The organism is Geodermatophilus sp. SYSU D00663 (genome assembly GCF_054050655.1).
Genome location: NZ_JBJGZT010000024.1, coordinates 1 through 24018, shown reverse-complemented (window position 1 = coordinate 24018; position 24018 = coordinate 1). Strand labels below are relative to the sequence as shown.

Genomic DNA, 24018 nt, shown 5'->3' with positions numbered 1-24018 from the left:
CCACGAGCCTGCGAGTGGTGGGGGGCAGGGAGGTCCTTCATTCCCTGACCCGGCCGCCGTCGACGGTGATCCGCCGGGTGGTGGCCACCGCCTCGAGCATCCGGCGGTCGTGGGTGACCAGCAGCAGCGTGCCCGGGTAGGCGGCCAGCGCCGACTCCAGCTGCTCGATCGCCGGCAGGTCGAGGTGGTTGGTCGGCTCGTCGAGGACGAGCACGTTCACCCCGCGGGCCTGCAGCAGCGCCAGCGCCGCGCGGGTGCGCTCGCCCGGCGAGAGGGTCGCCGCGGTGCGCAGCACGTGCTCGGCGGTGAGGCCGAACTTGGCCAGCAGGGTGCGCACCTCGGCGGTCGGCCAGTCCGGCACCTCGGCGGCGAAGGCGTCGAGCAGCCGCCGGTCGCCGGTGAACAGCCCGCGGGCCTGGTCGACCTCGCCGAGCCGCACCGCCGGGCCGAGCGACGCGGCGCCGGAGTCCAGCGGCACCCGGCCCAGCAGCGCGCCGAGCAGCGTCGTCTTGCCCGCGCCGTTGGGCCCGGTGATCGCCAGCCGGTCGCCCCAGTCGACCTGCAGGCTCACCGGCCCGAGGGTGAAGTCCCCGCGGCGCACCACGGCGTCGCGCAGGGTGGCGACGACGGCCCCGGCCCGCGGGGCGGCGGCGATGGTCATCCGCAGCTCCCACTCCTTGCGGGGCTCCTCGACCACCTCCAGCCGCTCGAGCCGGCGCTCGGTCTGCTTGGCCTTGGCCCCCTGCTTCTCCGCCGTCGCCCGGTTGTGCGCCTTGATGTGCTTGTCGGGGTCCTTCGACTTCTTGACCGCGTCGCGGACCCCCTTGGCCAGCCAGTTGCGCTGCATGCGCGCCCGGGCCTCCAGCTCGGCCCGGGTCTCCGCGTACTCCTCGTACTCCTCGCGCGCGTGCCGGCGGGCCACCTCCCGCTCGGCCAGGTAGGCCTCGTAGCCGCCGTCGACCACCCGGACCAGTTGCTGGGCGAGGTCGAGCTCGACCACGCGGGTCACCGTGCGGGCGAGGAACTCCCGGTCGTGGCTGACCACGACGACGCCGGCGCGGTTGCCGGCGACGAAGCGCTCGAGCCGGTCGAGGCCGGCCAGGTCGAGGTCGTTGGTCGGCTCGTCGAGCAGCAGCACGTCGTAGCGGGACAGCAGCAGCGCGGCCAGCCCCACCCGCGCCGCCTGGCCCCCGGACAGCGCGGGCACCGCGGCGTCCGGGCCGACGCCGGGGGCGACCTCGGCGAGGACCTGCTCGAGCCGCTCGTCGAGGTCGGCGCCGCCCAGGGCCAGCCAGCGCTCCAGCGCCTCGGCGTAGGCGTCGTCGGCGCCGGGGCGGCCCTCGGCGAGCTCGGCGGTGGCGGCGTCGAGGGCGGCCTGCGCGGCGGCGACGCCGGTGCGGCGGGCCAGCGCCGCGGCGACGGTCTCGCCCTCGCGGCGGTCGCGCTCCTGCGGCAGGTGCCCGACGGTCGCCGTCGGCGGGCTCAGCGTGATCGAGCCGGAGCCGGCGGGCAGCTCGCCGGCCAGCGTGCGCAGCAGCGTGGACTTGCCGGCGCCGTTGACGCCGACCAGGCCGACGACGTCACCGGGCGCGACGACGAGGTCGAGGCCGGAGAAGAGGACGCGCGCGCCGTGGCCGGCGGCCAGGCCGCGCGCGACGAGGGTGGCGCTCATGGGGGTGCTCCCGGGAGGACGGATCGGTCGGGTCGACGTCGTTCCGGGGCTCACAGCACGCGCCCACGGTAGCGCGCGGGCCGGTCAGGCGTCGCGCGCGTTCCCGTCGCCCGCCTCGTCGTCGCGGTCCCCGTCGAGGTCCCCGTCGAGGTCCCCGTCGAGGTCCCCGTCGAGGTCCCCGTCGAGGTCCCCGTCGAGGTCCCCGTCGAGGTCCTCGTCGAGGTCCTCGTCGTGGTCCCTGCCGAGCACCTCGTCGGCCATCTCGTCGAGCATCGCCTCGAGCACGTTGTCCTCCTCCCCCGCCGGGCGGCGGCGGACCAGCCACGGCCGGAGGTGGTCGTAGCCGCGCACCGACACCCGGCGCAGCGGCCGCACCCGGTAGCGGGGGTGCCCCCGCAGGCGGCGGGCGAGCTCGCGGTCGACCAGCACCGTCCCGGCGCGGGCCACCGAGGTCAGCCGGCTGGCCAGGTTGACCACCGGCGAGTAGACGTCGCCGAGCCGGGTGAGCACCGTGCCGTAGGCGGCGCCGACCCGCAGCGGCGGCCGGTCGGGGGCGTCCCACGCCTCGGGCAGGGTCAGCCCGATCTCGACGGCGTCGTCGGCGGAGGCGGCGGTGTAGAGGACGCCGTCGCCGACGGTCTTCACCACCCGGCCGTGCGAGCGGGCGATGACCTCGGTCGCGGTCGCCTCGAACGCCTCGACCATCGCGCCGAGCTCGCGGGCGGCCATGCCGCGGGAGCGGGAGGTGTAGCCGACCAGGTCGGCGAACCCGACGGCGAGCTCGCGGCGGTCGCCGGGCTCGCCGGTCGCCAGCACCCGGTCGATGTTGGCCGCGAGGTGCCGGCGCCACACGTAGTCCTGGGTGCGGGCCAGCAGCGGGAGCAGCACGTCGGCCGCGGCGACCGGGTCGACGGCCTCGGGGCCGAGCTCGCGGGCCTGCCGGGTGAGGACGTCGGCGAGCAGGTCGGTCTGCCAGTCGGCCAGCCGCGACAGCGCCTGTCCGGTGGCCCGGGCGATCGAGGCCTCGGTGTCGAGGTCGACGAAGCCGGAGTCGATGAGCGCCGACAGGGTCCCCAGCGCCCCGACGTCGGCGAGGGTGAAGGCCGGGTCGTCGTCGGCGACGTCGGGGAAGCCCAGCGCGCGCCACAGCCGCTGGGTCCGCTCGGGCGGCATGCCCGCGGCCGCGGCCACCTCCAGCCGGGTCAGCCGGCGCGGGCCGCCGAGCAGCAGTCGCTCCAGGGCCTCCCGGACGGCGTCGCGGTCCGGGCCGGACAGGGGGTCCACGTCCGCCCCGGGTCAGCCCGTCGTGTGGACGACGAGCACGTCGCAGGCCGAGCGGCGCGTGGCGTCGGCCGGCACCGAGCCCAGCAGCCGGCCCCGGATGCCGTTGAGCCCGCGGTTGCCGACCACCAGCAGGTCGGCGTCCTCGCGCCGGACGACGTCGAGCAGCGCCTCCACCGGCGACCCGAGGACGGCGACGGTGCGCACGTCGCCGGCGCCCGCCTCCGACGCCACCTCACCGGCGTGCCGCACGGTCTCCTCGGCGGGGGTCGAGCCGACCACCTGGTAGGCCTCGTCCCCCAGCACGTCCCGGGCCCGGGACAGCTCCCGGTCGTCCTCCTCGGTGGGCAGGTGGGCGCAGGCCACGACGAGGGTCGCCCCGCAGGCGCCGGCGAGGGCACCGGCCCGCGCGACCGCGCGCAGCGAGGACTCCGAGCCGTCCGTCCCGACCACGACCGTCCGATACGCGCTCACGGCGCGCACTGTAGTGATCGCGCCGCGCCGCTGTGCCGCCGGTCACGGCCGGGCACCCGATCGGGCTGCCGGGAAACGGCTGGTGGACGGAGGGTTGCCGGGCCGTGACCGGCGGCGCGCCGCTCCCCCCGGGACCTCGGCGGCGTCCCCGGCGTGGGCCAGGATGGCGACCGCACGGGGACCCGACGGCCGAGGAGGACCATGACCAGCGCGACCCCCGGACGCCCGGGACCGGTGCGGGTCGAGGTGGCCGGCCTGAGCAAGACCTTCGGCACGGTGCGGGCCGTCTCCGACCTCGGCTTCACCGTGGAGCCGGGCTCGGTGACCGGCTTCCTCGGCCCCAACGGCGCGGGCAAGACGACGACGCTGCGGATGGTCCTCGGGCTGGTCACACCCGACGCCGGCACCGCGACCTTCGACGGCGTCCCCTACGCGGCCCTGCGCGAGCCGGTGCGCACCGTCGGCGCCGTCCTCGAGACCGCGTTCCACCCCGCCCGCTCCGGCCGCGACCACCTGCGCGTGTACTGCCGCGCCGCCGGACTGCCCGTCTCCCGCGCCGACGAGGTGCTCGAGCGGGTCGGGCTCACCGCCGCCGGGCGCCGCCGTGCCGGCGGCTACTCCCTGGGCATGCGGCAGCGGCTGGCGCTGGCCACCGCCCTGCTGGGCGACCCGCCGGTGCTCGTGCTCGACGAGCCGGCCAACGGCCTGGACCCCGAGGGCATCCTCTGGCTGCGCGGGTTCCTGCGGCACCTCGCCCACGACGAGGGCCGCACGATCCTCGTGTCCAGCCACCTGCTGGCCGAGGTCGAGCAGACCGCCGACCGCGTGGTCATCGTCGGCGCCGGCCGGCTGGTGCGGCAGGGCTCGATCGCCGAGCTGCGCGCCGGGACGTCCGGGGGCAGCGTGCTCGCCCGCAGCCCCGAGGCCGACCGGCTGGCCGCCGTCCTCGCGGGGGCGGGCATCCCCGCCACCCGCGGCGACGACGGCCTGGTCACCGTCACCGGGACGACGACGGCCGACGTCGGCGCCCGCGCCTTCGCCGCCGGGGTCGAGCTGCACGAGCTGCGCGCCGAGACCACCGGCCTCGAGGACCTCTACTTCCGGCTCACCGCCGGCCAGGAGCAGTTCGCCGCCGGCCCGGCCGCCGCGACCACCGAGGGAGCCGCCCGATGACCGCGCTGGTGCGCGCCGAGTGGACCAAGCTGTTCACCACCCGCGTGTGGATCGGCCTGCTGGCCGGCGCCTGCCTCATGGCCGGCGGCTTCGCCGCGCTGTTCACCGGCCTGGCCGGCGCCGAGCAGGACGGCCAGCCGGGGCTGCCCGCGGTGGGGACGCCGGAGTACGAGGAGGTCGTCTTCTCCGTCGCGGCCAACGCCAGCGTCTTCTTCCTGATCCTCGGCATCATCGGGATGACCGCCGAGTACCGGCACCGCACCGCGACGCCGACCTTCCTCACCACCCCGCGCCGCGGGCGGGTGGTCACCGGCAAGCTGCTCGCCTACGCCGCCGCGGCCGTCCCGTTCGCGCTGCTCGTGCTGGTCGTCGACGCCGTCGTCGTGCTGGTCTACGCCGGTGCCCGCGGGGCGGCGCCGTCGCTGGACGCGGACAACCTGCGGACGCTGGGCGCGGCCGGGCTGGTGCTCGTCGTCTTCGCCGTCATCGGCGTGGGCGTCGGCGCGCTGCTGCGCAACCAGGTCGGCGCGATCGTCGGCGCGCTGGTCTACCTGTACGTGGCGGAGCCGATCATCTCCTCGATCGGCGCGATCCAGGGCGCCTACAAGTGGCTGCCCGGCGGTGCGGTGCAGGCGATCACCTCCGACTTCCAGGCCCCGGACCTGCTGGAGCCGTGGCAGGGCGGCCTGCTGCTGCTCGGCTACGGTCTGCTGGCGGCCCTGCTCGGCACCTTCCTCGCCGTCCGCCGCGACGTCGGCTAGCCGTCGCCGGCCTCCCCGAACCCGCACCGAGAGGTCCTCCCGCATGACCACCCGCATGACCGTGCAGCGCCTGGGCCGGTTGGTGGCCGACGGCGACGCCGAGGCCGTCCGCAGCGCCGTCGCCGAGACGCCGCGGCTGCTGACCGGCGCGGTCGACCACGACGGCGACGGCGGCTGGACCCCGCTGCACCTGGCCGTCGCGCAGGGCCGCGAGGACGTGGTCGAGGTGCTGGTCGAGGCCGGTGCCGACCTCGCCGCGCGCACCGAGTCCGGCCGCACGCCGCTGCACGTCGCCGTCGAGCACGCCCCGCAGCTGGTGCCCGTCCTCACCGGGCTGGGCGCGGCCGTCGACGCCGCGGCCGCCGCCTACCTCGACGACACCGGCCGGCTCGCCGCCGAGCTCGACGCCGGGGCGCCGCTGACCGACGCCGCGGGCGGCTGGGACCTGCTGACGCTCGCCGCCGCCGGCGGGGCGGCGGGCGCGCTCCGCCTGCTGCTCGACCGCGGCGCCGACCCCGACGGCGGCGCGCTGGCCGCGGCGGCCGCCGCCGGCCGCCCGGACCTGGTCCGCGTGCTGCTCGACGCCGGCGCCACCGTCGGCCGCCGGGACCCCGACACCGGCCGCACGGCGCTGCACGAGGCGGTCGCGGCCGGCCCGGGCGACGACGCGCCCGAGGTCGTGCGGCTGCTGCTGGCCGCCGGGGCCGACGTCAACGCCACCACCAGCGACGGCGCCAGCGCCCTGGACATCGGCCGGGTCGCGGCGGCCCGCCACCGGCGCGACGCTGGTCAGGCGGGCGCCCGGGACGCGCTCGTCGACCTGCTCGTCGCGTCCGGCGCGACCGACTGACCGGCCCCCGACCAGCGGCGTCCGGAACGCGGACGGCCTGCTCCGTCCGGTTCCGGAGAACCGGACGGGCGTAGACTCCAACCCCGGTCCAGCGACGTCCACCGACGACGAAGAAGGCACTCGCCCCGTGTCACGCGACAACTCATCCCGGCCGTCCACCACCTCGTCCTCCTCCGCGGTGGCGGGCTTCGGCACCAACGAGTGGCTGGTCGAGGAGATGTACCAGCAGTACCTCGCCGACCCGTCCAGCGTGGACCAGGCCTGGCACGACTTCTTCGCCGACTACCGGCCGGGCAGCCCGGTCGCCGCGAGCGACGACCGTGAGCAGGCCCCCGCCGGCAACGGCGCCGCCGCGCAGCCGGCCCCCGCGGCCGCCCCCGAGCGCCCCGCGGCCGCCGACGCCGCCGCGTCGGCTCCCCCGGCCACCGCCCCCGCGGCGCCGTCCCCGGCCCCGGCGCGCGCCACCCCGGTCCCCGAGCGCACGGAGGCCACCGTGGTCGACCAGGCCGCCGACCGCGCCGACCAGAAGGCGAAGGCCGCGCCCGCCCCGGCGAAGCCCGCCCCCGCCGCCAGGCCCGCCCCGGCCGCCGCCGACGGCCCGAAGCGGATCCCGCTGCGGGGTGCGGCGGCCAGCGTCGTCAAGAACATGAACGCCTCGCTCACCGTGCCGACGGCGACGAGCGTGCGGGCGGTGCCGGCCAAGCTGCTGGCCGACAACCGCATCGTCATCAACAACCACCTGAAGCGCTCGCGCGGCGGGAAGGTCTCGTTCACCCACCTGATCGGCTACGCGCTGGTCCGGGCGCTGGACGACTTCCCGAACATGAACGCGGCCTTCGCCGAGGTCGACGGCAAGCCGACCCTGGTGCAGCCCGAGCACGTCAACTTCGGCCTCGCCATCGACCTGCCCAAGGCCGACGGCTCCCGCTCGCTCGTCGTCGCCTCGATCAAGGCCGCCGAGCAGATGGACTTCGCCCAGTTCTGGGGCGCCTACGAGGACGTCATCCGCCGCGCCCGCGCCGGCAAGCTGACCCTCGAGGACTTCTCCGGCACCACGATCAGCCTGACCAACCCCGGCACGATCGGCACCGTCCACTCGGTGCCGCGGCTGACCGCCGGCCAGGGCGCGATCATCGGCGTCGGCGCGATGGAGTACCCGGCCGAGTTCCAGGGGATGAGCCCCGAGGCGCTGACCGAGCTCGGCGTCTCGAAGATCATCACGCTGACCTCGACCTACGACCACCGGATCATCCAGGGCGCCGAGTCCGGTGACTTCCTGCGCCGGCTGCACCAGCTGCTGCTCGGCGAGGACGGCTTCTACGACGAGGTCTTCCGGTCGCTGCGCCTCCCCTACGAGCCGGTGCGCTGGATGCCGGACGTGCGGGTGAGCCGCGAGGGGCAGATCGACAAGGAAGCCCGGGTCATCGAGGTCATCGAGTCCTACCGGCGCAACGGCCACCTCATGGCCGACACCGACCCGCTCGAGTTCAAGGTCCGCAGTCACCCCGACCTGGACATCCTCCAGCACGGCCTCACGCTGTGGGACCTCGACCGGCCCTTCCCCGTCGGCGGGTTCGTCGGCGAGAAGGTCATGCCGCTGCGCGACATCCTCGGCGTGCTGCGCAACTCCTACTGCCGCACCGTCGGCGTGGAGTACATGCACATCACCGACCCCGAGGAGCGCGAGTGGCTGCAGAAGCGCATCGAGCTCAAGGCCGAGCAGCCCGACCGGGAGAAGCAGAAGCACATCCTCGGCCGGCTCAACGCCGCTGAGGCGTTCGAGACCTTCCTGCAGACCAAGTACGTCGGCCAGAAGCGGTTCAGCCTCGAGGGCGGCGAGTCGGTCATCCCGATCCTCGACGAGGTCCTCATCGCCGGCACCGACCACGGCCTCGACGAGGTCGCGATCGGCATGGCCCACCGCGGCCGGCTCAACGTGCTCGCCAACGTCCTCGGCAAGAGCTACTCGAAGATCTTCGGCGAGTTCGAGGGCAACATCGACCCCGGCACGGTCCAGGGCTCGGGCGACGTCAAGTACCACCTCGGCGCCGAGGGCACCTTCGAGAACCCGTTCAAGCCGGGTGCCCAGATCGCCGTCTCGCTGGCCAGCAACCCCTCGCACCTGGAGACGGTCAACCCCGTCCTCGAGGGCATCACCCGCGCCAAGCAGGACATGATCGACAAGGGCGAGCAGGGCTTCACCGTCCTGCCGGTCCTGCTGCACGGCGACTCCGCCTTCGCCGGCCAGGGCGTCGTCCAGGAGACGCTGAACCTGTCCCAGCTGCGCGGCTACCGCACCGGCGGCACCGTGCACGTGGTCATCAACAACCAGGTCGGCTTCACCACCAGCCCGGCCGCGGCCCGCTCGAGCCTGTACTCGACCGACGTCGCGCGGATGGTCAACGCGCCGGTCTTCCACGTCAACGGCGACGACCCCGAGGCGTGCGTGCGCGTGGCCCGGCTGGCGGTCGAGTACCGGCAGGCGTTCAAGAAGGACGTCGTCATCGACCTGGTCTGCTACCGCCGCCGCGGGCACAACGAGGGCGACGACCCGTCGATGACCCAGCCGCTGATGTACGACATCATCGACCGCAAGCGCTCGGTCCGGAAGCTGTACACCGAGGCGCTGGTCGGCCGCGGCGACATCACGCTGGCCGAGGCCGAGGAGGCCCTGAAGGACTACCGCGACCAGCTGGAGCGGGCCTTCGCCGAGACCCACGACGCGACCGAGACCCCGAAGCCGCAGCCGGTCATGGACCAGCCGGCCCAGCAGGTCTCGGCCGTCGCCACCGCCATCACCCCCGAGGTGATGAAGGCGATCGGCGACGCGCACGTCTCGCTGCCGCCGGACTTCACCCCGCACCCCAAGCTCAAGCGGCTGCTCGAGCGGCGAGCGGCGATGGTCAGCGAGGGCGGCATCGACTGGGCGATGGGCGAGCTGCTGGCCTTCGGGTCGCTGCTCATGCAGGGCGTGCCGGTGCGGCTGGCCGGTCAGGACTCCCGCCGCGGCACGTTCGTGCAGCGCCACTCGGTGCTCATCGACCGGGAGACCGCCGCCGAGTACACGCCGCTGGCGCACCTTGCCGAGGACCAGGCGAAGTTCTTCGTCTACGACTCGCTGCTGTCCGAGTACGCGGCGCTGGGCTTCGAGTACGGCTACTCGGTGGCCAACCCCAAGGCGCTGGTCCTCTGGGAGGCCCAGTTCGGTGACTTCGTCGACGGCGCGCAGATGGTCATCGACGAGTTCATCTCCTCCGGCGAGGCCAAGTGGGGCCAGCGCTCCGGCGTGACCATGCTGCTGCCGCACGGCCTCGAGGGGCAGGGCCCGGACCACTCCAGCGGCCGCATCGAGCGGTTCCTGCAGCTGTGCGCCGAGAACAACATGACCGTCGCCAACTGCTCGACGCCGGGCAACTACTTCCACCTGCTGCGCCGGCAGGCGCTCTCCGACGTGCACCGGCCGCTGGTCGTGTTCACGCCGAAGTCGCTGCTGCGGGCCAAGGCGGCGGTCAGCCCGGTCGCGGACTTCACCGACGAGGGCTTCCGCCCGGTGCTCGGCGACCCGGGTGTCGGCGGCGAGCCGCTCGACGACGCCGCGGTGCGCCGGGTGCTGCTGTGCAGCGGCAAGGTCGCCTACGACCTGTTCGCGCAGCGGGAGAGCGAGGGCCGCGCGGACACCGCGATCCTGCGGGTCGAGCAGCTCTACCCGCTGCCGGCCGAGCAGATCGCCGAGGCGGTCGGCCGCTACCCGAACGCGCAGGACCTGGTCTGGGTGCAGGAGGAGCCGGCGAACATGGGCGCCTGGTCGTTCATGGCGCTCAACCTCCCCGAGCACCTCGGCGGCCGGACGCTGCGGCGGGTCAGCCGGAAGGCCTCGGCCAGCCCGGCGGTCGGCTCGGCGAAGGTCCACGAGGTGGAGCAGAAGGAGCTCATCGCGAGCGCCTTCGCGGACTGAGCCCGGCGTGTACTTCACCGACCGCGGGCTGGAGGAGCTGGCCGACCGGCGCGGCGAGGAGCAGGTGACCCTCGCCTGGCTGGCCGACCAGCTGCGGGCCTTCGTCGACCAGCACCCCGACTTCGAGGTGCCGGTCGAGCGGCTGGCCACGTGGCTGGCGCGCGGCGGCACCGACGACGTCGACGACCTCGACTAGACGAAGGACCCTCACGAGATCGGCGGTCCCGCCCGCTCCGGCCACCCGGAGGCGGCGGGACCGCCGATCTCGTCGTCTCCGGAGCGCGCCTGCGCCGGCCGGGCCGCGGACGACGGCACGCTGTGTCCGTGCTCGGTCACTCGCACGCCCTGTCCGGACTCGCGGCCGGGGCGGCGACCCTGCCCTGGGCGCCCGTCGAGGGCACCGTCGCCCAGGTCGCGTGGGTCGCCGCCGTCGGCGGGTTCGCCATGCTGCCCGACCTCGACCACACCGGCTCCACGGTCTCGGACATGTGGGGGCCGGTGACCGACGTGCCCTCCGGCGCGATCGGCCGGCTGGCCGGCGGGCACCGCTGGGGCACCCACGACGCCGTCCTGGCGCCGCTGGCCTTCGGCGCGCTCGCGCTGGCCGCGGCGAACCTGTTCTGGGCCAGCCTCGTGGTCATGGCGCTCGGGATCGGGCTGGCGCTGCGGGCGCTGCACTTCGTCATCCCCGGCCGGGCGGAGAACACCGTCGTCGGCAACCTGCTGCTCTCCTTCGGCGGCGCCTGGCTGCTGCTGGCGCACAGCCCGCAACCGACGTGGCTGCCCTACGCGGTGGGGCTCGGCGTCCTGACCCACATCGCGGGCGACCTGATCACCAGGCAGGGCGTGCCGCTGCCGGTGCTGTGGCTGGCCAAGCGGCGGCGGCTCGCACTCACCCCGATGCGCACCGGGACGACGCTGGAGAAGGCGGTGCTGGCGCCGCTGTTCCTCGGCGTCGCGGTGTGGTTCGTCTACGCCAACACCGGCGTCCGCGAGACCGTGGACCCCTACCTGACCGACCTGCTCAGCCTCGGCTGAGCTCGGCAGCAGGGTGTGATCCTCTGTGCGTGAGTGCGGCTACCCCGATGTGAGCGGTGTGGTGCGCGTTGGCGCTCTCGCGCCCGGCGGCTACAGGCGCGCTCGCACGTCTGCCACGCCCGCACCGGCGAGCTCGGGCAGGGCGGCGGTTCGGCCGGAGAGGGTGGTGAGGAGCGCGGTGGCCGGTCCGGAGACCTGGGCGCCCTCGCCGTAGTGCCAGTCGGTGTCGGTGGCCGAGAACGCCAGCCCGTCGAGGATGCCCGGCGGCAGCGAGCGACGGGCGCGGGGGCTGGTCAGCTGCTCGAGGGCGACCCGGGCGTTCTCCGGGTCGGTCGGGGATGGCACCCCGAGCGGCCGGTAGACGTCCTGGGCGTGGATGACCAGGTGACTCAGCGGCGCCTCGACGGGTGCGCCGGGCACGGAGAAGGTGCGGTGCTCGGTCTTCCGCAGGCCGGCGACCACCTCGGCCGGTGTCCGTGTGTCCGTGGTCGCCCAGCGGTCGGCGGCGCGGTCGAAGTCGAACCTGGCGCGCAGCATCATCAGCAGGAACCGGGGTGCCGAGAGCTCGTACGGCATGAGCAGGTGCACGACGAGGTCTCGCACCGCCCAGCCGGCGCACAGGCTGGGGGTGTCCCACTGCTCCTCGTCGAGCCCGTCGAGCACGTGGAGCAGTCGGGTGCGCTCGGTCTGGACGCGCGCGTCCACGTCCTGCTGGATCTCGGTCACCTGGATCCCTCTCGTTGCCCTTGCCGGCCCGCCGACGCCGGGTCCTCGCCGTCCAGGGGAAGGACGGCCGTCGGTGCCAGGAGTCATCGCTGGCGCCGAGTCTCACCCGTACAGGGGATCCGTACCGGCCGCGCCACGCACGGACTCACGCACATCTGGCACACCTTGCTGCCGAACTCGGGCTCGGCTGACTCCCGGCTGCCGTCGCGGGGTCCTGGCATCCGGCGGCGATGGCCGACGTCCGCACCGCACCCCGCTGGTGGCAGCCGCTGCTCGCCCGCGCGCTGCGGGCGGTCGCCGCGGCGCTGTGGACGGGCGTCGACACGGGCCGGCTCCCATGGCGGCCCCGGCGACTGCGGTGGGACCGGGCGCTGCTGCTGGTCGTCGCGTCCCACGGCTGCGTCGCCTGGCTCGCCGCCTCCGGTGCCCGGTGCTGCTGGCGGCCGCGTGGGCCCCGGCCCGCCGCGCCGCGGTCGGCGTGGGTGACCAGCCCGTGGCCGGTGGACCCCGTGTGGGCGCCGATCGCGGCGGTCGGCGTGCTCGCGCCCCGGGTGGCGCGAGCCTCGGTGCCCGGTGGGACGCCCAGGGCGCGCCGGCGGCCGGGCAGGCGCGGACGGCGGAGGCGCAGGCCGCCCGGGGCGCGCTGGCTCCGCGGGTGGCCGGACGGCGCTGACGTCCGACCGTGGCCCGGCCGCCCGCGACCTCCCCGGAGCAGCCCGGGGCCCGCGCGGGGGTTGTGCCGGGCCGAGGTCAGCCGGCGCGCGTCATCGTGGACTCGTAGCCGCCGCCGGGCCAGCGCCAGGCGCCCTCGTTGACCGTGCCGTCGGGGCTCCAGCGCCCCTCGTAGCGGGCCGGGGAGTCGGTGCCGCCGAACCAGATCCGGAGGACGTCGTCCCCGACCCGGTAGGTGTACTCGAGCAGCTCCCCGCCGGCTCCGAAGTAGTGCGAGCGCAGCTCGCCGGCGGCCTCGTCCCAGCCGATGTACTCCACCCCGCGGGTGGGGTCGTCGCCGCGCAGGTCCACGTGCTAGACCAGCCAGTTGCCGCCGTCCATCCACTCGTAGCGGACCTCCCCGCGCGGGCCGCCGGGGCCCGAGACGGTCCAGGTGCCGACGAGCCGGTCGAGGCTGCGCAGCGCCGCCGTGCGGGCCTCGGGGGCGGTGGGGGTGCTCGGGTCGGGGTCCATGGTCGCCTCCTGGGTGGGCGGGGCCGGGCACCGTCGCCGGGCCACACGGGGAGGACCGCCCTGCGGCCCGTCCCTCATCGGTGGAACCCGGGGAGGGTTCCGAGACCGTGCCGCGCCGACGGCGGCTACGGTCCCCCGCTGTGACCGCCGTCGCACCGCGCCTGTCCCGGGGCACCCACCTCGGCTACGCCCTCGGCTCGATCGGGACGGCGGCCTTCGGCACGGTGCCCGGCCTGCTGCTGCTCCACTACCTGACCGACGAGCTGGGCGTCGCCGCCGGGCTGGCCGGGCTGGTGGTGTTCGCCCCCAAGGCCTGGGACGTGCTGCTCAACCCGTGGGTCGGCAGCCGCTCGGACCGGACGGCGGGCCGCTGGGGGCCGCGCCGGCCGTGGATGCTGGCCGGCGGGCTCGCCCTGCCGCCGCTGTTCGTCCTCGTGTTCGCCGGCCCCGGCGCCCCGCCCGCGGCGGCCGCGGCGTGGGTGGCGGTCACCTTCCTGCTCGCCGCGACCGCCTACGGCTGCTTCCAGGTGCCCTACGTGGCCCAGCCGGCCGAGATCACCGACGACCCCGGCGAGCGGTCGACGCTCATGTCCTGGCGGGTGGCCGCGCTGGCGCTGGGCATCCTGCTCGCCGGCGCCGGCGCGCCCGCGGTGGTCGACCTGGCCGGCGGCGGGCGAGCCGGGCACCTGGCCATGGCGGTCTTCGTGGCGGTGCTGCTGGCCGCCGGGATGCTCGGCGCCGTGGCCGGCACGCGGCGGGCGCCCACCCTCACCCGCGTCGAGAGCGAGGGGCGCCTGGGCGCCACGCTCGTCGTCGCCTGGCGGTCCCGGCCGTTCCGGGTGCTGCTCACCGGCTTCGTCGTCCAGGCGCTGGGGATCGGGGTGATGCTCGCCGGCGTCCCCTACTACTCCGAGCACGTGCTCGGCGACGCCGCGGCCGGCTCGGTGCTGTTCGCCGCGCTGGTGGGCCCGGCGATCCTCGTCATGCCGCTGTGGCTGCGGGTGAGCCGGCGGCTGGGCAAGCGCACCGGGCTGCTGACGTCCTCGGCGCTGTTCGCGGCCGGGGCCGGGGCGCTCGCGCTGGTCGGCACCGGCGGCACCGGGCCGGCCGTCGCGCTGGTCGTGCTGGTCGGGGTCGGCTACGCGGGCATGCAGATGTTCCCGCTGGCGATGCTCCCCGACGTCGTCGCCGCCGACGAGGCCGCCTCCGGCCGCCGGCGGGCCGGCGTCTTCACCGGCGTGTGGACGGCGGCCGAGACGCTCGGCCTCGCCGTCGGGCCGGGCCTGCTCGGGCTGCTGCTCGCCGCGGCCGGCTACGTCTCCTCCACCGGCGGCGACGCCGTCCAGTCCGGCGGCGCGGTGCTCGCCGTCCGGCTGGGCTTCACCGTCGTCCCGGCGCTGTTCGTGCTGGCCAGCCTCCCGGTGCTGGCCCGCTACCGGCTCCACCCCGTCCCCGCCCGGCCCCAGGAGGTCCCCGCGTGACGCCGCAGGAGGTGCTGGCCGAGCTCACCGCGCTGCAGGCCGGCGACGTGCCCACCCACGGGGGCTCGACGATGGCCTACGTCTACGACTCCGGGCTGGCCGGCGTCGAGGACCTCGCCGCCGCCGCGCAGGCCGCGTTCCAGTGGACCAACGCGCTCGACCCGACCGCCTTCCCCAGCGTCGCCCGCATCGAGGACGACCTGGTGGGCGCGGCGGCCGACCTGCTCGGCGGCGGGCCGGCGACGGTCGGCACGGTCACCAGCGGCGGCACCGAGAGCTGCCTGCTGGCGGTGCTGGCCGCCCGCGAGCGGTGGCGGGCGCGCGGCGGCACCGGGCGGCCGCGGCTGGTCCTGCCGGTCACCGCGCACGCCGCGTTCCGCAAGGCCGCGCACCTGTTCGACCTCGAGGTGGCCGACGTCGCCGTCGACCCCGTCACCTGCCGGGCGCTCCCCTCCGCGGTGGCGGACGCTCTCGACGCCCGCACCGCGCTGGTCGCCGTCAGCGCGCCGTCCTACCCGCACGGCGTGCTCGACCCCGTCGGCGAGGTGGCGGCCCTGGCCGCCGCCGCGGGCGTCCCCTGCCACGTCGACGCCTGCATCGGCGGCTGGGTGCTGCCCTTCCTCGACGACGTCCCGGAGCCCTTCGACCTGTCGGTGCCCGGCGTGACCTCGCTGTCGGTGGACCTGCACAAGTACGGCTACGCGCCCAAGGGCGTCTCGGTGCTGCTCACCGCCGAGCCCGAACTGCGGCAGGGGCACTGGTTCAGCACCGCCGGCTGGCCCGGCTACCCGGTGGTCAACCCGACGCTGGCCGGCACCCGCCCGGCCGGGCCGATGGCCGCCGCGTGGGCGGTGCACCGGTGGCTGGGCCGCGACGGCTACGCCGACCTGGCGCGGGCCACCCGGGCGGCCACGGTGGCGCTCGCCGAGGGCGCGGCGGCGATCCCCGGCCTGCGGGTGGTCGGGACGCCGGTGGCCACGCTGGTCGCGCTGGCGCAGGACGGCCCGGACGGCGTCGACGTGCTCAACCTCGCCGACGAGGCCACCGCCCGCGGCTGGCTGCTGCAGCCGCAGCCGCCGTACGCCCAGCCCGGCGGCGCGGACCTGCCGGCCACGCTGCACCTCACCGTCACCGGCGCCACGGCCGGCCGGGTGGACGCCCTGCTCGCCGACCTCGCCGACGCCGCCCGGGCGGCCGCGGCGCTGCCCCCGCCGGTGGCCGACCCGGACCTGGTGGCGGCGGCCGCCACCATCGACCCCGCGGCGCTCACCGTCGCCGAGGTCGACGCGCTGCTGGAGGTCGCCGGTGTCGGAGGCGGCCGGCTGCCCGAGCGGATGGCGCCGGTGCACGCCCTGGTGGCCGCCCTCCCCCGCCCGGTGGCCGAGCGGCTGCTCGCCGGCGTCCTCGACCTGGTCTACCGGCCCCGCCGGGCGGCGCTCAGCGGGTGACGCCCTGCTCCCGGGCGCAGGCGGCCACGGCCTCGGCGACCGCGGTGGCCACCCGCCGGTCCAGCGGGCTGGGCACCACGTGGCCGGGCGCGAGGTCGTCGCCGACGACGCCGGCGATCGCCTCGGCGGCGGCCAGCTTCATCTCCTCGGTGATGGCCGTCGCGCCGGCGTCGATGGCGCCGCGGAACACCCCGGGGAAGGCCAGCACGTTGTTGATCTGGTTGGGCAGGTCGCTGCGCCCGGTGGCGACGACGGCGGCGTGGCGCGCGGCCATCTCCGGGTCGACCTCCGGCGTCGGGTTGGCCAGGGAGAACACGATGCAGCCGGGCGCCATCGAGGCGATAGCGGCCTCGGGCACCGAGCCGCCGGACAGGCCGAGGTAGACGTCGGCACCCTCGAGCGCGCCGGTCATCGTGCCCGCGTACCCCGAGCGGTTGGTGTTCTCGGCGACCCAGCGCTTCACCGGCGTCAGGTCCTCGCGGCCGGGATGCAGCACGCCGCGGGAGTCGGCGACGCAGATGTCACCGACCCCGGCGCCGAGCAGGATCTTCGTGCAGGCGATGCCCGCCGCGCCGGCGCCGGCCACGACCACCCGCAGGTCGGCCAGGGTGCGGCCGGTGACCCGGGCGGCGTTGCGCAGCGCGGCGAGCACGACGATCGCCGTCCCGTGCTGGTCGTCGTGCATGACCGGCACGTCGAGCCGCTCGCGCAGCCGGTCCTCGACCTCGAAGCAGCGCGGGGCGCTGATGTCCTCGAGGTTGATCCCGCCGAACGACGGCGCGATCGCGGCGACGGTCTCGACGATCTCGTCGACGTCGGTGGTCGACAGCACGATCGGCACCGCCGACAGCCCGGCGAACTCGCTGAACAGGCAGGCCTTGCCCTCCATCACCGGCAGTGCCGCGGCCGGGCCGATGTCGCCCAGGCCCAGGACGGCGGTGCCGTCGGAGACCACCGCGACCACCCGCGGGGCCCAGGTGAACCGGCGGGCCAGCGCGGGCTCCGCGGCGATCGCGCTCGAGACGCGGGCGACGCCCGGGGTGTAGGTGAGCGCGAGGTCCTCGCGGGTCTCGATCGGCCGGGTCGGGCGCACCGCGAGCTTGCCGCCCTCGTGCACGGCGAACGCCGCGTCCCCGCTGAAGCGGTCGGCACTGTCCCCGGCGGAGCCCGTCGCTGCGCTCATGGCCTCGACAGGGTAGTGCTGTGACCTCCGTCGCCCGGCCGCCGACCCGCGCGCGGGGCAGGGGGCTCGCTACCGTGCGCCCGTGGAGATCCGAGAACTCGCCGTCCCGGACAGCTACGTCCTCGACCTGGTGCCGCACGGGGACGACCGGGGGCGGTTCACCGAGTGGTACCGCGCCGACGTGCTCGCCGCCGCCACCGGGTGGGCGCTGCCGCTGGCCCAGGCCAACCACAGCGTCTCGGCGCGCGGCGTGCTGCGCGGCGTGCACTTCGCGCTCGTGCCGCCGGGGCAGGCCAAGTACGTGTACTGCCCGGCGGGACGGGTGCTCGACGTCGTCGTCGACGTCCGGGTCGGCTCGCCCACCTTCGGCGTCTCCGACGCCGTCCTGCTCGAGGCGGAGCAGCCGCGCGCGGTCTTCCTCGCCGAGGGCCTCGGCCACGCCTTCCTCTCCCTCGAGGACGGCTCGTCGGTCACCTACCTGGTCTCCTCGGGCTACTCCCCGGGCCGCGAGTTCGGCGTCTCGCCGACGGACCCCGAGCTCGGCCTGCCGTGGCCGGACGACGTCGAGGTCCGGCTCTCGGACAAGGACCGGGCCGCGCCCACCCTGGCGCAGGCCCGCGAGCAGGGCATCCTGCCGACGATGGAGGAGTGCCGCGCCTGGTACGCGCAGCGGCGCGCCGGCGCCTAGCCGGCTGGGGCCGCGGCCAGCCGGCCGGGGCGCGGGTGCAGCCGGAGGACGACCCGCCCCACGGCGACCGCGGGCCCGTAGGCCCGGCTGTCGTCGGTCACCAGCGGGTTGTCCCCGCGGACGTCGACGGCGCCGCCGTCGAGCAGCCGGTGCACCCGCTTGACCACCAGCAGGTCCGGGCGGGCCGGGAAACGGGCCAGCACGACGTCGCCCACCCGGGCCCGGCCGCGCCGCAGCCGGCGGACCAGCAGCCGGTCACCGTGCCGGACCGTCGGCGTCATCGAGGGGCCGGTGACCCGCGCGAGGACCCACACCGCGGGCAGCGGCGGGACGGGACGCTCGCCCGTGTGAGGGGTGATCACCGCGAGTAGGGTCGCAGACGACCAGATCCCGCGACATCGGAGGTAGGCACATGCTGCTCAGCCGCGTGTTCGCCGCCATGGAGGCCACCGCGCACTGCGACCTCCCGTGCGGCGTGTACGACCCGGCCCAGGCCCGCATCGAGGCGGAGTCCGTCAAGGCCATCCAGGAGAAGTACCAGGCCAGCGACGACGAGGTCTTCAAGCAGCGCTGCGTGCTCATCAAGGAGCAGCGCTCGGACCTGGTGAAGCACCACCTGTGGGTCCTGTGGACCGACTACTTCAAGCCGCCGCACTTCGAGAAGTACCCGCAGCTGCACGAGCTGTTCAACAAGGCCACCAAGCAGGCCGGCGCCGCGGGCGGCAAGGGCAGCATGGACCCGGCCGAGGGCCAGAAGCTCCTCGACTACATCGCCGAGATCGACCGGATCTTCTGGGAGACCAAGGCCGCGGCCTGAGTCGCGCAGCAGGACCCGACGGCCGGTGGGCACCCCGCCCACCGGCCGTCGCCGTCCCCGGGACGCGACGGGTCCCGTCGCGCCCGCCGGTCCGCACGCCGCCACCCCCGGACCGGACGAGGGGCCGGTCCCGACGGCCGGTCGACGTCGCCACTCCCGCGAGCCGACGCCGCGACCCGCCCACCGGCCTCCCCGGCGGGTGGACGGGCCGCCCGGCCGCCCCCGGTACCGTCGGACCTCGATGCGCATCGACCGGGCCGGGTGGCCCTTCATCACCGGACCCCTGGCCCCGGCCGCGCTGCTGGCCGCTGCCGGCGCGGCCCGCGGGCGCCGCTGGGCGCGGCTCGCCGCGTGGCCGTTCCTCGCCCTGTCGGCCTACATGGTCCTGTTCTTCCGCGACCCCGAGCGCGCCTGCGACCGCGAGGAGCCGCCGGCCGACGTCGTCCTCTCCCCCGCCGACGGCGTGGTGATGGTCGCCGGCGAGCCGCAGGAGGGGGTCGCGCCCCAGCCCGAGCCCGAGGGCGGGTGGCAGCAGGTCAGCGTCTTCCTCTCGGTGGTCGACGTGCACGTCAACCGCTCGCCCTACCGCGGCGAGGTCGTCGAGAGCTCCTACCGCAAGGGCAGCTTCCTGGCCGCCTACCGCGCCGAGTCGGCGCACCGCAACGAGCGCAGCGAGCTGTGGCTGCGCGAGGACCACCCGGAGGGCGAGCGCACCGTCGTCTTCCGGCAGCTGGTCGGCGTGCTGGCCCGCCGCATCGTCACGCGCACCGGCGTCGGCCGGCGGCTGGCCACCGGCGAGCGCTTCGGCCTGATGAAGTTCGGCTCGCGGATGGACGTCTTCGTCCCGGCCGGCTGCACGCTCACCGTGCGGAAGGGGCAGCGGGTGCGCGGCGGGGAGACCGTCATCGCCCGCTGGCCCGCCGCGCGCTGAGGGGCCCGCGGTGCCCAGTACCGCCTCGGGAGAGGGGCGGCCGACCCCCACGCGGCGCACGGCCACGGTCGAGTTCGTCCGCGGGTCGGTGCGCGGCAGCCGCCGGCGCGCGCTGGCGACCCTGCCCAGCCTGTTCACCCTGGGCAACATGATGTGCGGCTTCGCCGCCATCCTCGTGTCCATCCGCGGCCAGTACACGCTCGCCGCGGTGCTCATCGGCCTGTCGGTGCTGTTCGACATCACCGACGGCGCCGTCGCCCGGCTGGTCGGCGCGGTGAGCGCCTTCGGCCTGCAGTTCGACTCGCTGGCCGACCTGGTGTCCTTCGGCCTGGCCCCCGCGCTGCTGGCGTTCACGCTGTTCTCCGAGGGCCGCGACGAGTGGGACCCGCTGGGCTGGGTCGTGTGCTTCCTCTGGGTGGCGTGCGCCGCGATCCGGCTGGCCCGCTTCAACACCACCATCGACCCGACGGCGGACAAGCGGTACTTCACCGGCATGCCCAGCCCCGGCGCGGCCGGCGTCGTGCTGGCCTCGGTGTTCGCCTTCGGCGACCAGATGCAGGGCCGCGACCGGCTGTGGGTGCTGCTCATCGTGGCCGTCCCGGCGCTGCTCATGGTCAGCACCGTCCGGTTCCGCTCGTTCCGCTCGCTGGTCAGCCCGAAGAGCGGCCGGCCCTACGGCCTGGTCGCCGCGGCGGTCGCGCTGGTGATCGGCTTCGCCACCGTCCCCGTCGTCACCGGCTGCGTGCTCGCCTACGGCTACCTGCTGGCGCCGGTCCTGGTCCCCCTGCTGTCCCCCCTCGCCCGGCTGGTGCCGGCCCGCCTCCGTGAGGTGCTGACGTGACGGTCCGCCCGATCCGTCCCGACGACGTCCCCGCCGTGGTCGGCCTGGTGCGCGAGCTCGCCGAGTACGAGAAGGCGGCGCACGAGGTGCGGCTCACCGAGGAGCAGCTGCACACCGCGCTGTTCGGCGACTCCCCCGCGCTGTTCGGGCACGTCGCCGAGCGCGACGGCGCCGTCGTCGGGACCGCGCTGTGGTTCCTCAACTTCTCCACCTGGCGCGGCACGCACGGGATCTACCTCGAGGACCTCTACGTGCAGCCGCGGCACCGCGGCAGCGGCCTCGGCCGGGAGCTGCTGCGCACCCTGGCCGCCACCTGCGTCGAGCGCGGCTACGACCGGCTGGAGTGGTCGGTGCTCGACTGGAACGAGCCCTCGATCGCGTTCTACCGGGCCGCCGGCGCGGTCCCCATGGACGAGTGGACGGTGTTCCGGCTCACCGACCGGGCACTGGCCGGTTTCGCGGCCGACCGGCGCGATGCGGCAGGCTGACGCGGTGACCATCGAGCGCGGCCCCGCGGAGTGCTGGCTGACCGACATGGACGGCGTCCTCGTGCACGAGGGCCAGGCCCTCCCGGGCGCCGCCGAGTTCCTCGCCCGGCTGGTGGACCAGGACCGCCGCTTCCTCGTCCTGACCAACAACTCGATCTTCACCCCGCGCGACCTGTCCGCCCGGCTGTCGCGCTCGGGCCTGCAGGTGCCCGAGACCTCCATCTGGACCTCGGCCCTGGCGACGGCGGACTTCCTGTCCACCCAGCTGCCCGGTGGCTCGGCCTACGTCATCGGCGAGGCGGGGCTGACCACCGCCCTGTACGAGGCCGGCTACACCCTCACCGACACCGACCCGGACTTCGTCGTCCTCGGCGAGACCCGCACCTACTCGTTCGAGGCGATCACCCGGGCGATCCGGCTGATCGGCACCGGCGCGCGGTTCATCGCCACCAACCCCGACGTCACCGGGCCCTCGCCGGAGGGGCCGCTGCCGGCCACCGGGTCGGTCGCCGCGATGATCACCGAGGCGACCGGCGCCAAGCCCTACTTCGTCGGCAAGCCCAACCCGATGATGTTCCGCAGCGCGATGAACCGGATCGACGCGCACTCGGAGAGCACGGTGATGATCGGCGACCGGATGGACACCGACGTCGTCGCCGGCATCGAGGCGGGCCTGGAGACGATCCTCGTGCTCACCGGCTCGACCACCGCCGCCGACGTCGGCCGCTTCCCGTTCCGGCCCAGCCGGGTCCTCGACTCGATCGCCGACGTCGTCGACCTCGTGGTCTAGCGCCCGGTCGTCTAGCGGTCCAGGAAGGCCAGCCGCGCCTCGGGCGTGAACAGCAGGTACAGCTCGGCGACCGCCAGCACGATCAGCGGGATGCCCAGCAGCGGCTGGCCGCCGGGGAACGCGGTGCTGTAGCCGAACAGACCGAGCAGGATCTGCAGGACGACGACCGGTCCCCGCGCCCACCCCGACAGCCGCCGCAGGCCCACGGCGGCCGCGGCCAGGACGGCGCCGAAGATGCCGACGTAGACCACCTCGGCCAGCGCGCGGGCCACGCTGTCGGGGTCGCTGGTGAGGGTCAGCCACAGGATGACCAGCGCCCCGCCGATCAGCAGGGCCGCCTCGATCGCGGCCACCAGCGCCGCCCGGACGACCGCGGGCGGGGCCTCCGGCCGACCCGGCCGCGGCGGTCGGGCGGAGGGCTGCGCAGCGCCGCCGAGGAGCCGCTCGGCCCGGCTGGGGCGGCGGGTCGCGTCCTCGTCCGTCACAGGAGCGAGGCTACGCGTCACCGGTCACGCGAGGCCCCGTCCGTGCCCGTCGGGCGGCCGGGTGCTGGCTAGCCTGACCCCATGCGTGCGCTCGTGGTGGCCAACCCCGCGGCGACGACGACCACCGGGCGGGTCCGGGACGTGCTGGTCGGCGCGCTGGCCAGCGAGCTCAAGGTGGACCTCGCCGAGACGACCCACCGCGGGCACGCCCGGGAGCTGGGCCGGCAGGCGCTGGCCGACGGGATCGACGTCGTCGTCGCGCTCGGCGGGGACGGCACCGTCAACGAGGTGGTCAACGGCCTGCTGGCCGACGGGCCGGGTGAGCACGTGCCGACGCTGGCCGTCGTCCCCGGCGGCTCGACCAACGTCTTCTCCCGGGCCCTGGGCCGCTCCCGCGACCCGGTCGAGGCCACCGGCGAGATCCTCGACTCGCTGCGCGCCGGGCGCACCCGCCGCGTCTCCCTCGGCACCGCCAGCGCCACCGGCACCAGCACCGCGCCCGCGCGCGGGGTCGACCCGGGCGTCGCAACCGCCGTCGCCGAGGTCGACGCCGCGGCCGACCCCGGCTGGACCGACCCGCGCTGGTTCGTCTTCGCCGCCGGCCTGGGCTTCGACGCCGACGTCATCGCCCGGGTGGAGGCGCAGCGGGCGCGCGGCCGCCGCTCCACCGGGGCGCTCTACGTCCGGGAGGCCACCCGCGCGTTCGTCCTCGGCCGCGAGCGCCGCCGTCCCGCCGTGACGCTGTGCGTCCCGGGCTCGCCCGACCTCGACGGGCTGTTCCTCTGCCTGGTGTCGAACGTCAGCCCGTGGACCTACCTGGGCTCCCGGCCGGTCAACCCGAGCCCCGAGGCCTCCTTCGAGGCGGGCCTCGACGTGTTCGCCCTGGGCCGGATGGGCGTGCTGCGGATGCTGCACACCACCCGGCAGGTGCTGGCCCGCCGCCCCGACGCGCGCGGCCGCGGCGTGCACCGCCTGCACGACCTGGCCGGCTTCGAGCTGCGGGCGTCGCGCCCGCAGGGCTGGCAGCTCGACGGCGACCACCTCGGGACGGCGACCGGGCTGCGCGTGCGGTCGGTGCCGTCGGCGCTCTCCGTCATCGCCTAGCGCGCGGAACCCCCACGGCGCCCGGAGGACACGCCTCGGGACCTGTGTCGTGCACCACCGCGCCGCCGAGTGGCGCCCCTAGCACGCCCGTGGTGAGCTTGCTCACGAGGGGTCGACCCAGGGCCCCGGTGCGCTTGACACGAGTTCCTCAGGTGAAAACATCGCGAGAGGAACGCAACCTGCCGGTAACAAGCGGTGGGCGGTCGCTGGAACGAGGCGCTGGGCAACCGGTGTCGCGCCCGCGCATGCGGCCCGATGTCAGCGATCTGCGAGCAATGTAGTCGACACCGAGGAGTGCACAGACATGGACTGGCGCCACCGCGCGCTCTGCCGGGACGAGGACCCGGAGCTGTTCTTCCCCATCGGGACGACCGGCCCCGCCCTCGTGCAGATCGAGCAGGCGAAGGCGGTCTGCCGTCGCTGCTCGGTCGTCGAGTCCTGCCTCGACTGGGCTCTGCGCTCGGGTCAGGACTCCGGCGTGTGGGGCGGGCTGTCCGAGGACGAGCGGCGTGCTCTCAAGCGCCGTCAGTCCCGCACCCGCGTCCGCGCCTGACACAGCAGTTGCCGGCACCCGCCGGCCGAGCAACGGCGGGTGGGCGGTGACCCCCGGGGGGGCCCGGCTCGCGGGCCGGGATGTAGACGGCCGC

25 protein-coding genes are annotated in these 24018 nt (G+C 75.7%); 16 read left to right on the top strand and 9 right to left on the bottom strand.

Annotated features, from left to right (window positions below; all coding sequences use genetic code 11):
• Positions 1–37 precede the first annotated feature (37 nt).
• From ACI79Z_RS17505 to ACI79Z_RS17495, 3 genes are all read right to left on the bottom strand, one after another.
• The gene (locus ACI79Z_RS17505) at positions 38–1672 is read right to left on the bottom strand and encodes an ABC-F family ATP-binding cassette domain-containing protein (protein ID WP_456903365.1); all 1635 of its coding nucleotides are present in this window, start codon (positions 1670–1672) and stop codon (positions 38–40) included.
• A gap of 84 nt (positions 1673–1756) precedes the next feature.
• A complete protein-coding gene (locus ACI79Z_RS17500; protein WP_456903364.1) occupies positions 1757–2956 on the bottom strand; it encodes an adenylate/guanylate cyclase domain-containing protein in 1200 nt (399 codons plus the stop codon).
• Positions 2957–2968: 12 nt separating this feature from the next.
• Complete coding sequence (locus ACI79Z_RS17495) at positions 2969–3427, bottom strand: universal stress protein (protein WP_387990141.1); 459 nt, start codon at positions 3425–3427, stop codon at positions 2969–2971.
• Between the two features lie 201 nt (positions 3428–3628).
• On the opposite strand from ACI79Z_RS17495, the gene ACI79Z_RS17490 reads away from it, so the two are divergent.
• From ACI79Z_RS17490 to ACI79Z_RS17465, 6 genes are all read left to right on the top strand, one after another.
• Positions 3629–4600: an ABC transporter ATP-binding protein gene (locus tag ACI79Z_RS17490; RefSeq protein ID WP_387990144.1), complete on the top strand. Its 972-nt coding sequence runs from the start codon at positions 3629–3631 to the stop codon at positions 4598–4600.
• The gene (locus tag ACI79Z_RS17485) at positions 4597–5361 is read left to right on the top strand and encodes an ABC transporter permease (protein ID WP_456903363.1); all 765 of its coding nucleotides are present in this window, start codon (positions 4597–4599) and stop codon (positions 5359–5361) included. Before ACI79Z_RS17490 ends, ACI79Z_RS17485 begins: the two co-directional genes overlap by 4 nt.
• A gap of 43 nt (positions 5362–5404) precedes the next feature.
• Positions 5405–6211, top strand: a complete 807-nt coding sequence (locus ACI79Z_RS17480; protein ID WP_456903362.1) for an ankyrin repeat domain-containing protein — start codon at positions 5405–5407, stop codon at positions 6209–6211.
• A 178-nt stretch (positions 6212–6389) separates the two neighbouring features.
• Entirely contained in the window at positions 6390–10166 is a 3777-nt protein-coding gene (locus ACI79Z_RS17475) for a multifunctional oxoglutarate decarboxylase/oxoglutarate dehydrogenase thiamine pyrophosphate-binding subunit/dihydrolipoyllysine-residue succinyltransferase subunit (protein ID WP_456903361.1), read from the top strand.
• Positions 10167–10173: 7 nt separating this feature from the next.
• On the top strand, positions 10174–10362 hold the full coding sequence (locus tag ACI79Z_RS17470) for a DUF6104 family protein (RefSeq protein ID WP_387990157.1): 189 nt from the start codon (positions 10174–10176) through the stop codon (positions 10360–10362).
• Between the two features lie 128 nt (positions 10363–10490).
• Positions 10491–11204 (top strand): metal-dependent hydrolase, encoded by a 714-nt coding sequence (locus ACI79Z_RS17465; RefSeq protein ID WP_387990160.1) that lies wholly within the window; start codon positions 10491–10493, stop codon positions 11202–11204.
• Positions 11205–11294: 90 nt separating this feature from the next.
• Here the strand turns inward: ACI79Z_RS17465 and ACI79Z_RS17460 are convergent, their stop codons facing one another.
• The 3 genes from ACI79Z_RS17460 to ACI79Z_RS17450 form a co-directional block, all read right to left on the bottom strand.
• A complete protein-coding gene (locus ACI79Z_RS17460; protein WP_456903360.1) occupies positions 11295–11930 on the bottom strand; it encodes a maleylpyruvate isomerase family mycothiol-dependent enzyme in 636 nt (211 codons plus the stop codon).
• 750 nt (positions 11931–12680) lie between these two features.
• Complete coding sequence (locus ACI79Z_RS17455; RefSeq protein ID WP_456903359.1) at positions 12681–12953, bottom strand: hypothetical protein; 273 nt, start codon at positions 12951–12953, stop codon at positions 12681–12683.
• Between the two features lie 3 nt (positions 12954–12956).
• The gene (locus tag ACI79Z_RS17450; protein WP_456903358.1) at positions 12957–13115 is read right to left on the bottom strand and encodes a hypothetical protein; all 159 of its coding nucleotides are present in this window, start codon (positions 13113–13115) and stop codon (positions 12957–12959) included.
• A gap of 140 nt (positions 13116–13255) precedes the next feature.
• Here ACI79Z_RS17450 and ACI79Z_RS17445 point away from each other — a divergent pair, with 140 nt between their 5' ends.
• Together ACI79Z_RS17445 and ACI79Z_RS17440 are read left to right on the top strand one after the other, a co-directional pair.
• Positions 13256–14596: an MFS transporter gene (locus ACI79Z_RS17445; protein WP_456903357.1), complete on the top strand. Its 1341-nt coding sequence runs from the start codon at positions 13256–13258 to the stop codon at positions 14594–14596.
• The gene (locus ACI79Z_RS17440; protein WP_456903356.1) at positions 14593–16044 is read left to right on the top strand and encodes a pyridoxal phosphate-dependent decarboxylase family protein; all 1452 of its coding nucleotides are present in this window, start codon (positions 14593–14595) and stop codon (positions 16042–16044) included. The genes ACI79Z_RS17445 and ACI79Z_RS17440 overlap by 4 nt, the downstream gene beginning before the upstream one ends.
• Here ACI79Z_RS17440 and ACI79Z_RS17435 read toward each other — a convergent pair.
• Entirely contained in the window at positions 16034–17227 is a 1194-nt protein-coding gene (locus ACI79Z_RS17435; protein ID WP_456903355.1) for an NAD(P)-dependent malic enzyme, read from the bottom strand. The genes ACI79Z_RS17440 and ACI79Z_RS17435 overlap by 11 nt on opposite strands.
• Positions 17228–17309: 82 nt before the next feature.
• On the opposite strand from ACI79Z_RS17435, the gene ACI79Z_RS17430 reads away from it, so the two are divergent.
• A complete protein-coding gene (locus ACI79Z_RS17430; protein WP_387990178.1) occupies positions 17310–17915 on the top strand; it encodes a dTDP-4-dehydrorhamnose 3,5-epimerase family protein in 606 nt (201 codons plus the stop codon).
• On the opposite strand, the gene ACI79Z_RS17425 is transcribed toward ACI79Z_RS17430, so the two are convergent.
• Positions 17912–18277 carry a S24 family peptidase gene (locus tag ACI79Z_RS17425; protein WP_456903354.1) on the bottom strand — a complete coding sequence of 122 codons (366 nt, stop codon included), beginning with the start codon at positions 18275–18277 and terminating at the stop codon, positions 17912–17914. The two genes, ACI79Z_RS17430 and ACI79Z_RS17425, sit on opposite strands and share 4 nt — an antisense overlap.
• Positions 18278–18327: 50 nt before the next feature.
• On the opposite strand from ACI79Z_RS17425, the gene sodN reads away from it, so the two are divergent.
• The 5 genes from sodN to ACI79Z_RS17400 all read left to right on the top strand — a co-directional run bounded on the left by sodN (position 18328) and on the right by ACI79Z_RS17400 (position 21782).
• The gene (sodN, locus tag ACI79Z_RS17420; RefSeq protein ID WP_456903353.1) at positions 18328–18732 is read left to right on the top strand and encodes a superoxide dismutase, Ni; all 405 of its coding nucleotides are present in this window, start codon (positions 18328–18330) and stop codon (positions 18730–18732) included.
• Between the two features lie 241 nt (positions 18733–18973).
• Positions 18974–19663: a phosphatidylserine decarboxylase gene (locus ACI79Z_RS17415; RefSeq protein ID WP_387990184.1), complete on the top strand. Its 690-nt coding sequence runs from the start codon at positions 18974–18976 to the stop codon at positions 19661–19663.
• 10 nt (positions 19664–19673) lie between these two features.
• Complete coding sequence (pssA, locus tag ACI79Z_RS17410) at positions 19674–20504, top strand: CDP-diacylglycerol--serine O-phosphatidyltransferase (RefSeq protein WP_456903352.1); 831 nt, start codon at positions 19674–19676, stop codon at positions 20502–20504.
• Positions 20501–20992: a GNAT family N-acetyltransferase gene (locus ACI79Z_RS17405; protein WP_387990190.1), complete on the top strand. Its 492-nt coding sequence runs from the start codon at positions 20501–20503 to the stop codon at positions 20990–20992. Before pssA ends, ACI79Z_RS17405 begins: the two co-directional genes overlap by 4 nt.
• Positions 20993–20996: 4 nt before the next feature.
• Positions 20997–21782: an HAD-IIA family hydrolase gene (locus ACI79Z_RS17400; RefSeq protein ID WP_387990193.1), complete on the top strand. Its 786-nt coding sequence runs from the start codon at positions 20997–20999 to the stop codon at positions 21780–21782.
• A gap of 11 nt (positions 21783–21793) precedes the next feature.
• Here the strand turns inward: ACI79Z_RS17400 and ACI79Z_RS17395 are convergent, their stop codons facing one another.
• On the bottom strand, positions 21794–22267 hold the full coding sequence (locus tag ACI79Z_RS17395) for a hypothetical protein (protein ID WP_387990195.1): 474 nt from the start codon (positions 22265–22267) through the stop codon (positions 21794–21796).
• An 81-nt stretch (positions 22268–22348) separates the two neighbouring features.
• Between ACI79Z_RS17395 and ACI79Z_RS17390 the strand changes: the two genes are divergently transcribed.
• Positions 22349–23371: a diacylglycerol/lipid kinase family protein gene (locus ACI79Z_RS17390; RefSeq protein ID WP_387990198.1), complete on the top strand. Its 1023-nt coding sequence runs from the start codon at positions 22349–22351 to the stop codon at positions 23369–23371.
• A 304-nt stretch (positions 23372–23675) separates the two neighbouring features.
• Positions 23676–23924 (top strand): WhiB family transcriptional regulator, encoded by a 249-nt coding sequence (locus ACI79Z_RS17385; protein ID WP_387990201.1) that lies wholly within the window; start codon positions 23676–23678, stop codon positions 23922–23924.
• The last annotated feature ends 94 nt before the right edge of the window (positions 23925–24018 follow it).

Bases quoted from the DNA above. Each gene is read 5' to 3' on its own strand.
- ACI79Z_RS17480 (WP_456903362.1), top strand. From the start codon at position 5,405: ATGACCACCCGCATGACCGTGCAGCGCCTGGGCCGGTTGGTGGCCGAC.
- ACI79Z_RS17490 (WP_387990144.1), top strand. From the start codon at position 3,629: ATGACCAGCGCGACCCCCGGACGCCCGGGACCGGTGCGGGTCGAGGTG.
- ACI79Z_RS17435 (WP_456903355.1), bottom strand. From the start codon at position 17,227: ATGAGCGCAGCGACGGGCTCCGCCGGGGACAGTGCCGACCGCTTCAGC.
- ACI79Z_RS17415 (WP_387990184.1), top strand. From the start codon at position 18,974: ATGCGCATCGACCGGGCCGGGTGGCCCTTCATCACCGGACCCCTGGCC.
- sodN (WP_456903353.1), top strand. From the start codon at position 18,328: ATGCTGCTCAGCCGCGTGTTCGCCGCCATGGAGGCCACCGCGCACTGC.
- ACI79Z_RS17450 (WP_456903358.1), bottom strand. From the start codon at position 13,115: ATGGACCCCGACCCGAGCACCCCCACCGCCCCCGAGGCCCGCACGGCG.
- ACI79Z_RS17505 (WP_456903365.1), bottom strand. From the start codon at position 1,672: ATGAGCGCCACCCTCGTCGCGCGCGGCCTGGCCGCCGGCCACGGCGCG.
- ACI79Z_RS17390 (WP_387990198.1), top strand. From the start codon at position 22,349: ATGCGTGCGCTCGTGGTGGCCAACCCCGCGGCGACGACGACCACCGGG.
- ACI79Z_RS17385 (WP_387990201.1), top strand. From the start codon at position 23,676: ATGGACTGGCGCCACCGCGCGCTCTGCCGGGACGAGGACCCGGAGCTG.
- ACI79Z_RS17485 (WP_456903363.1), top strand. From the start codon at position 4,597: ATGACCGCGCTGGTGCGCGCCGAGTGGACCAAGCTGTTCACCACCCGC.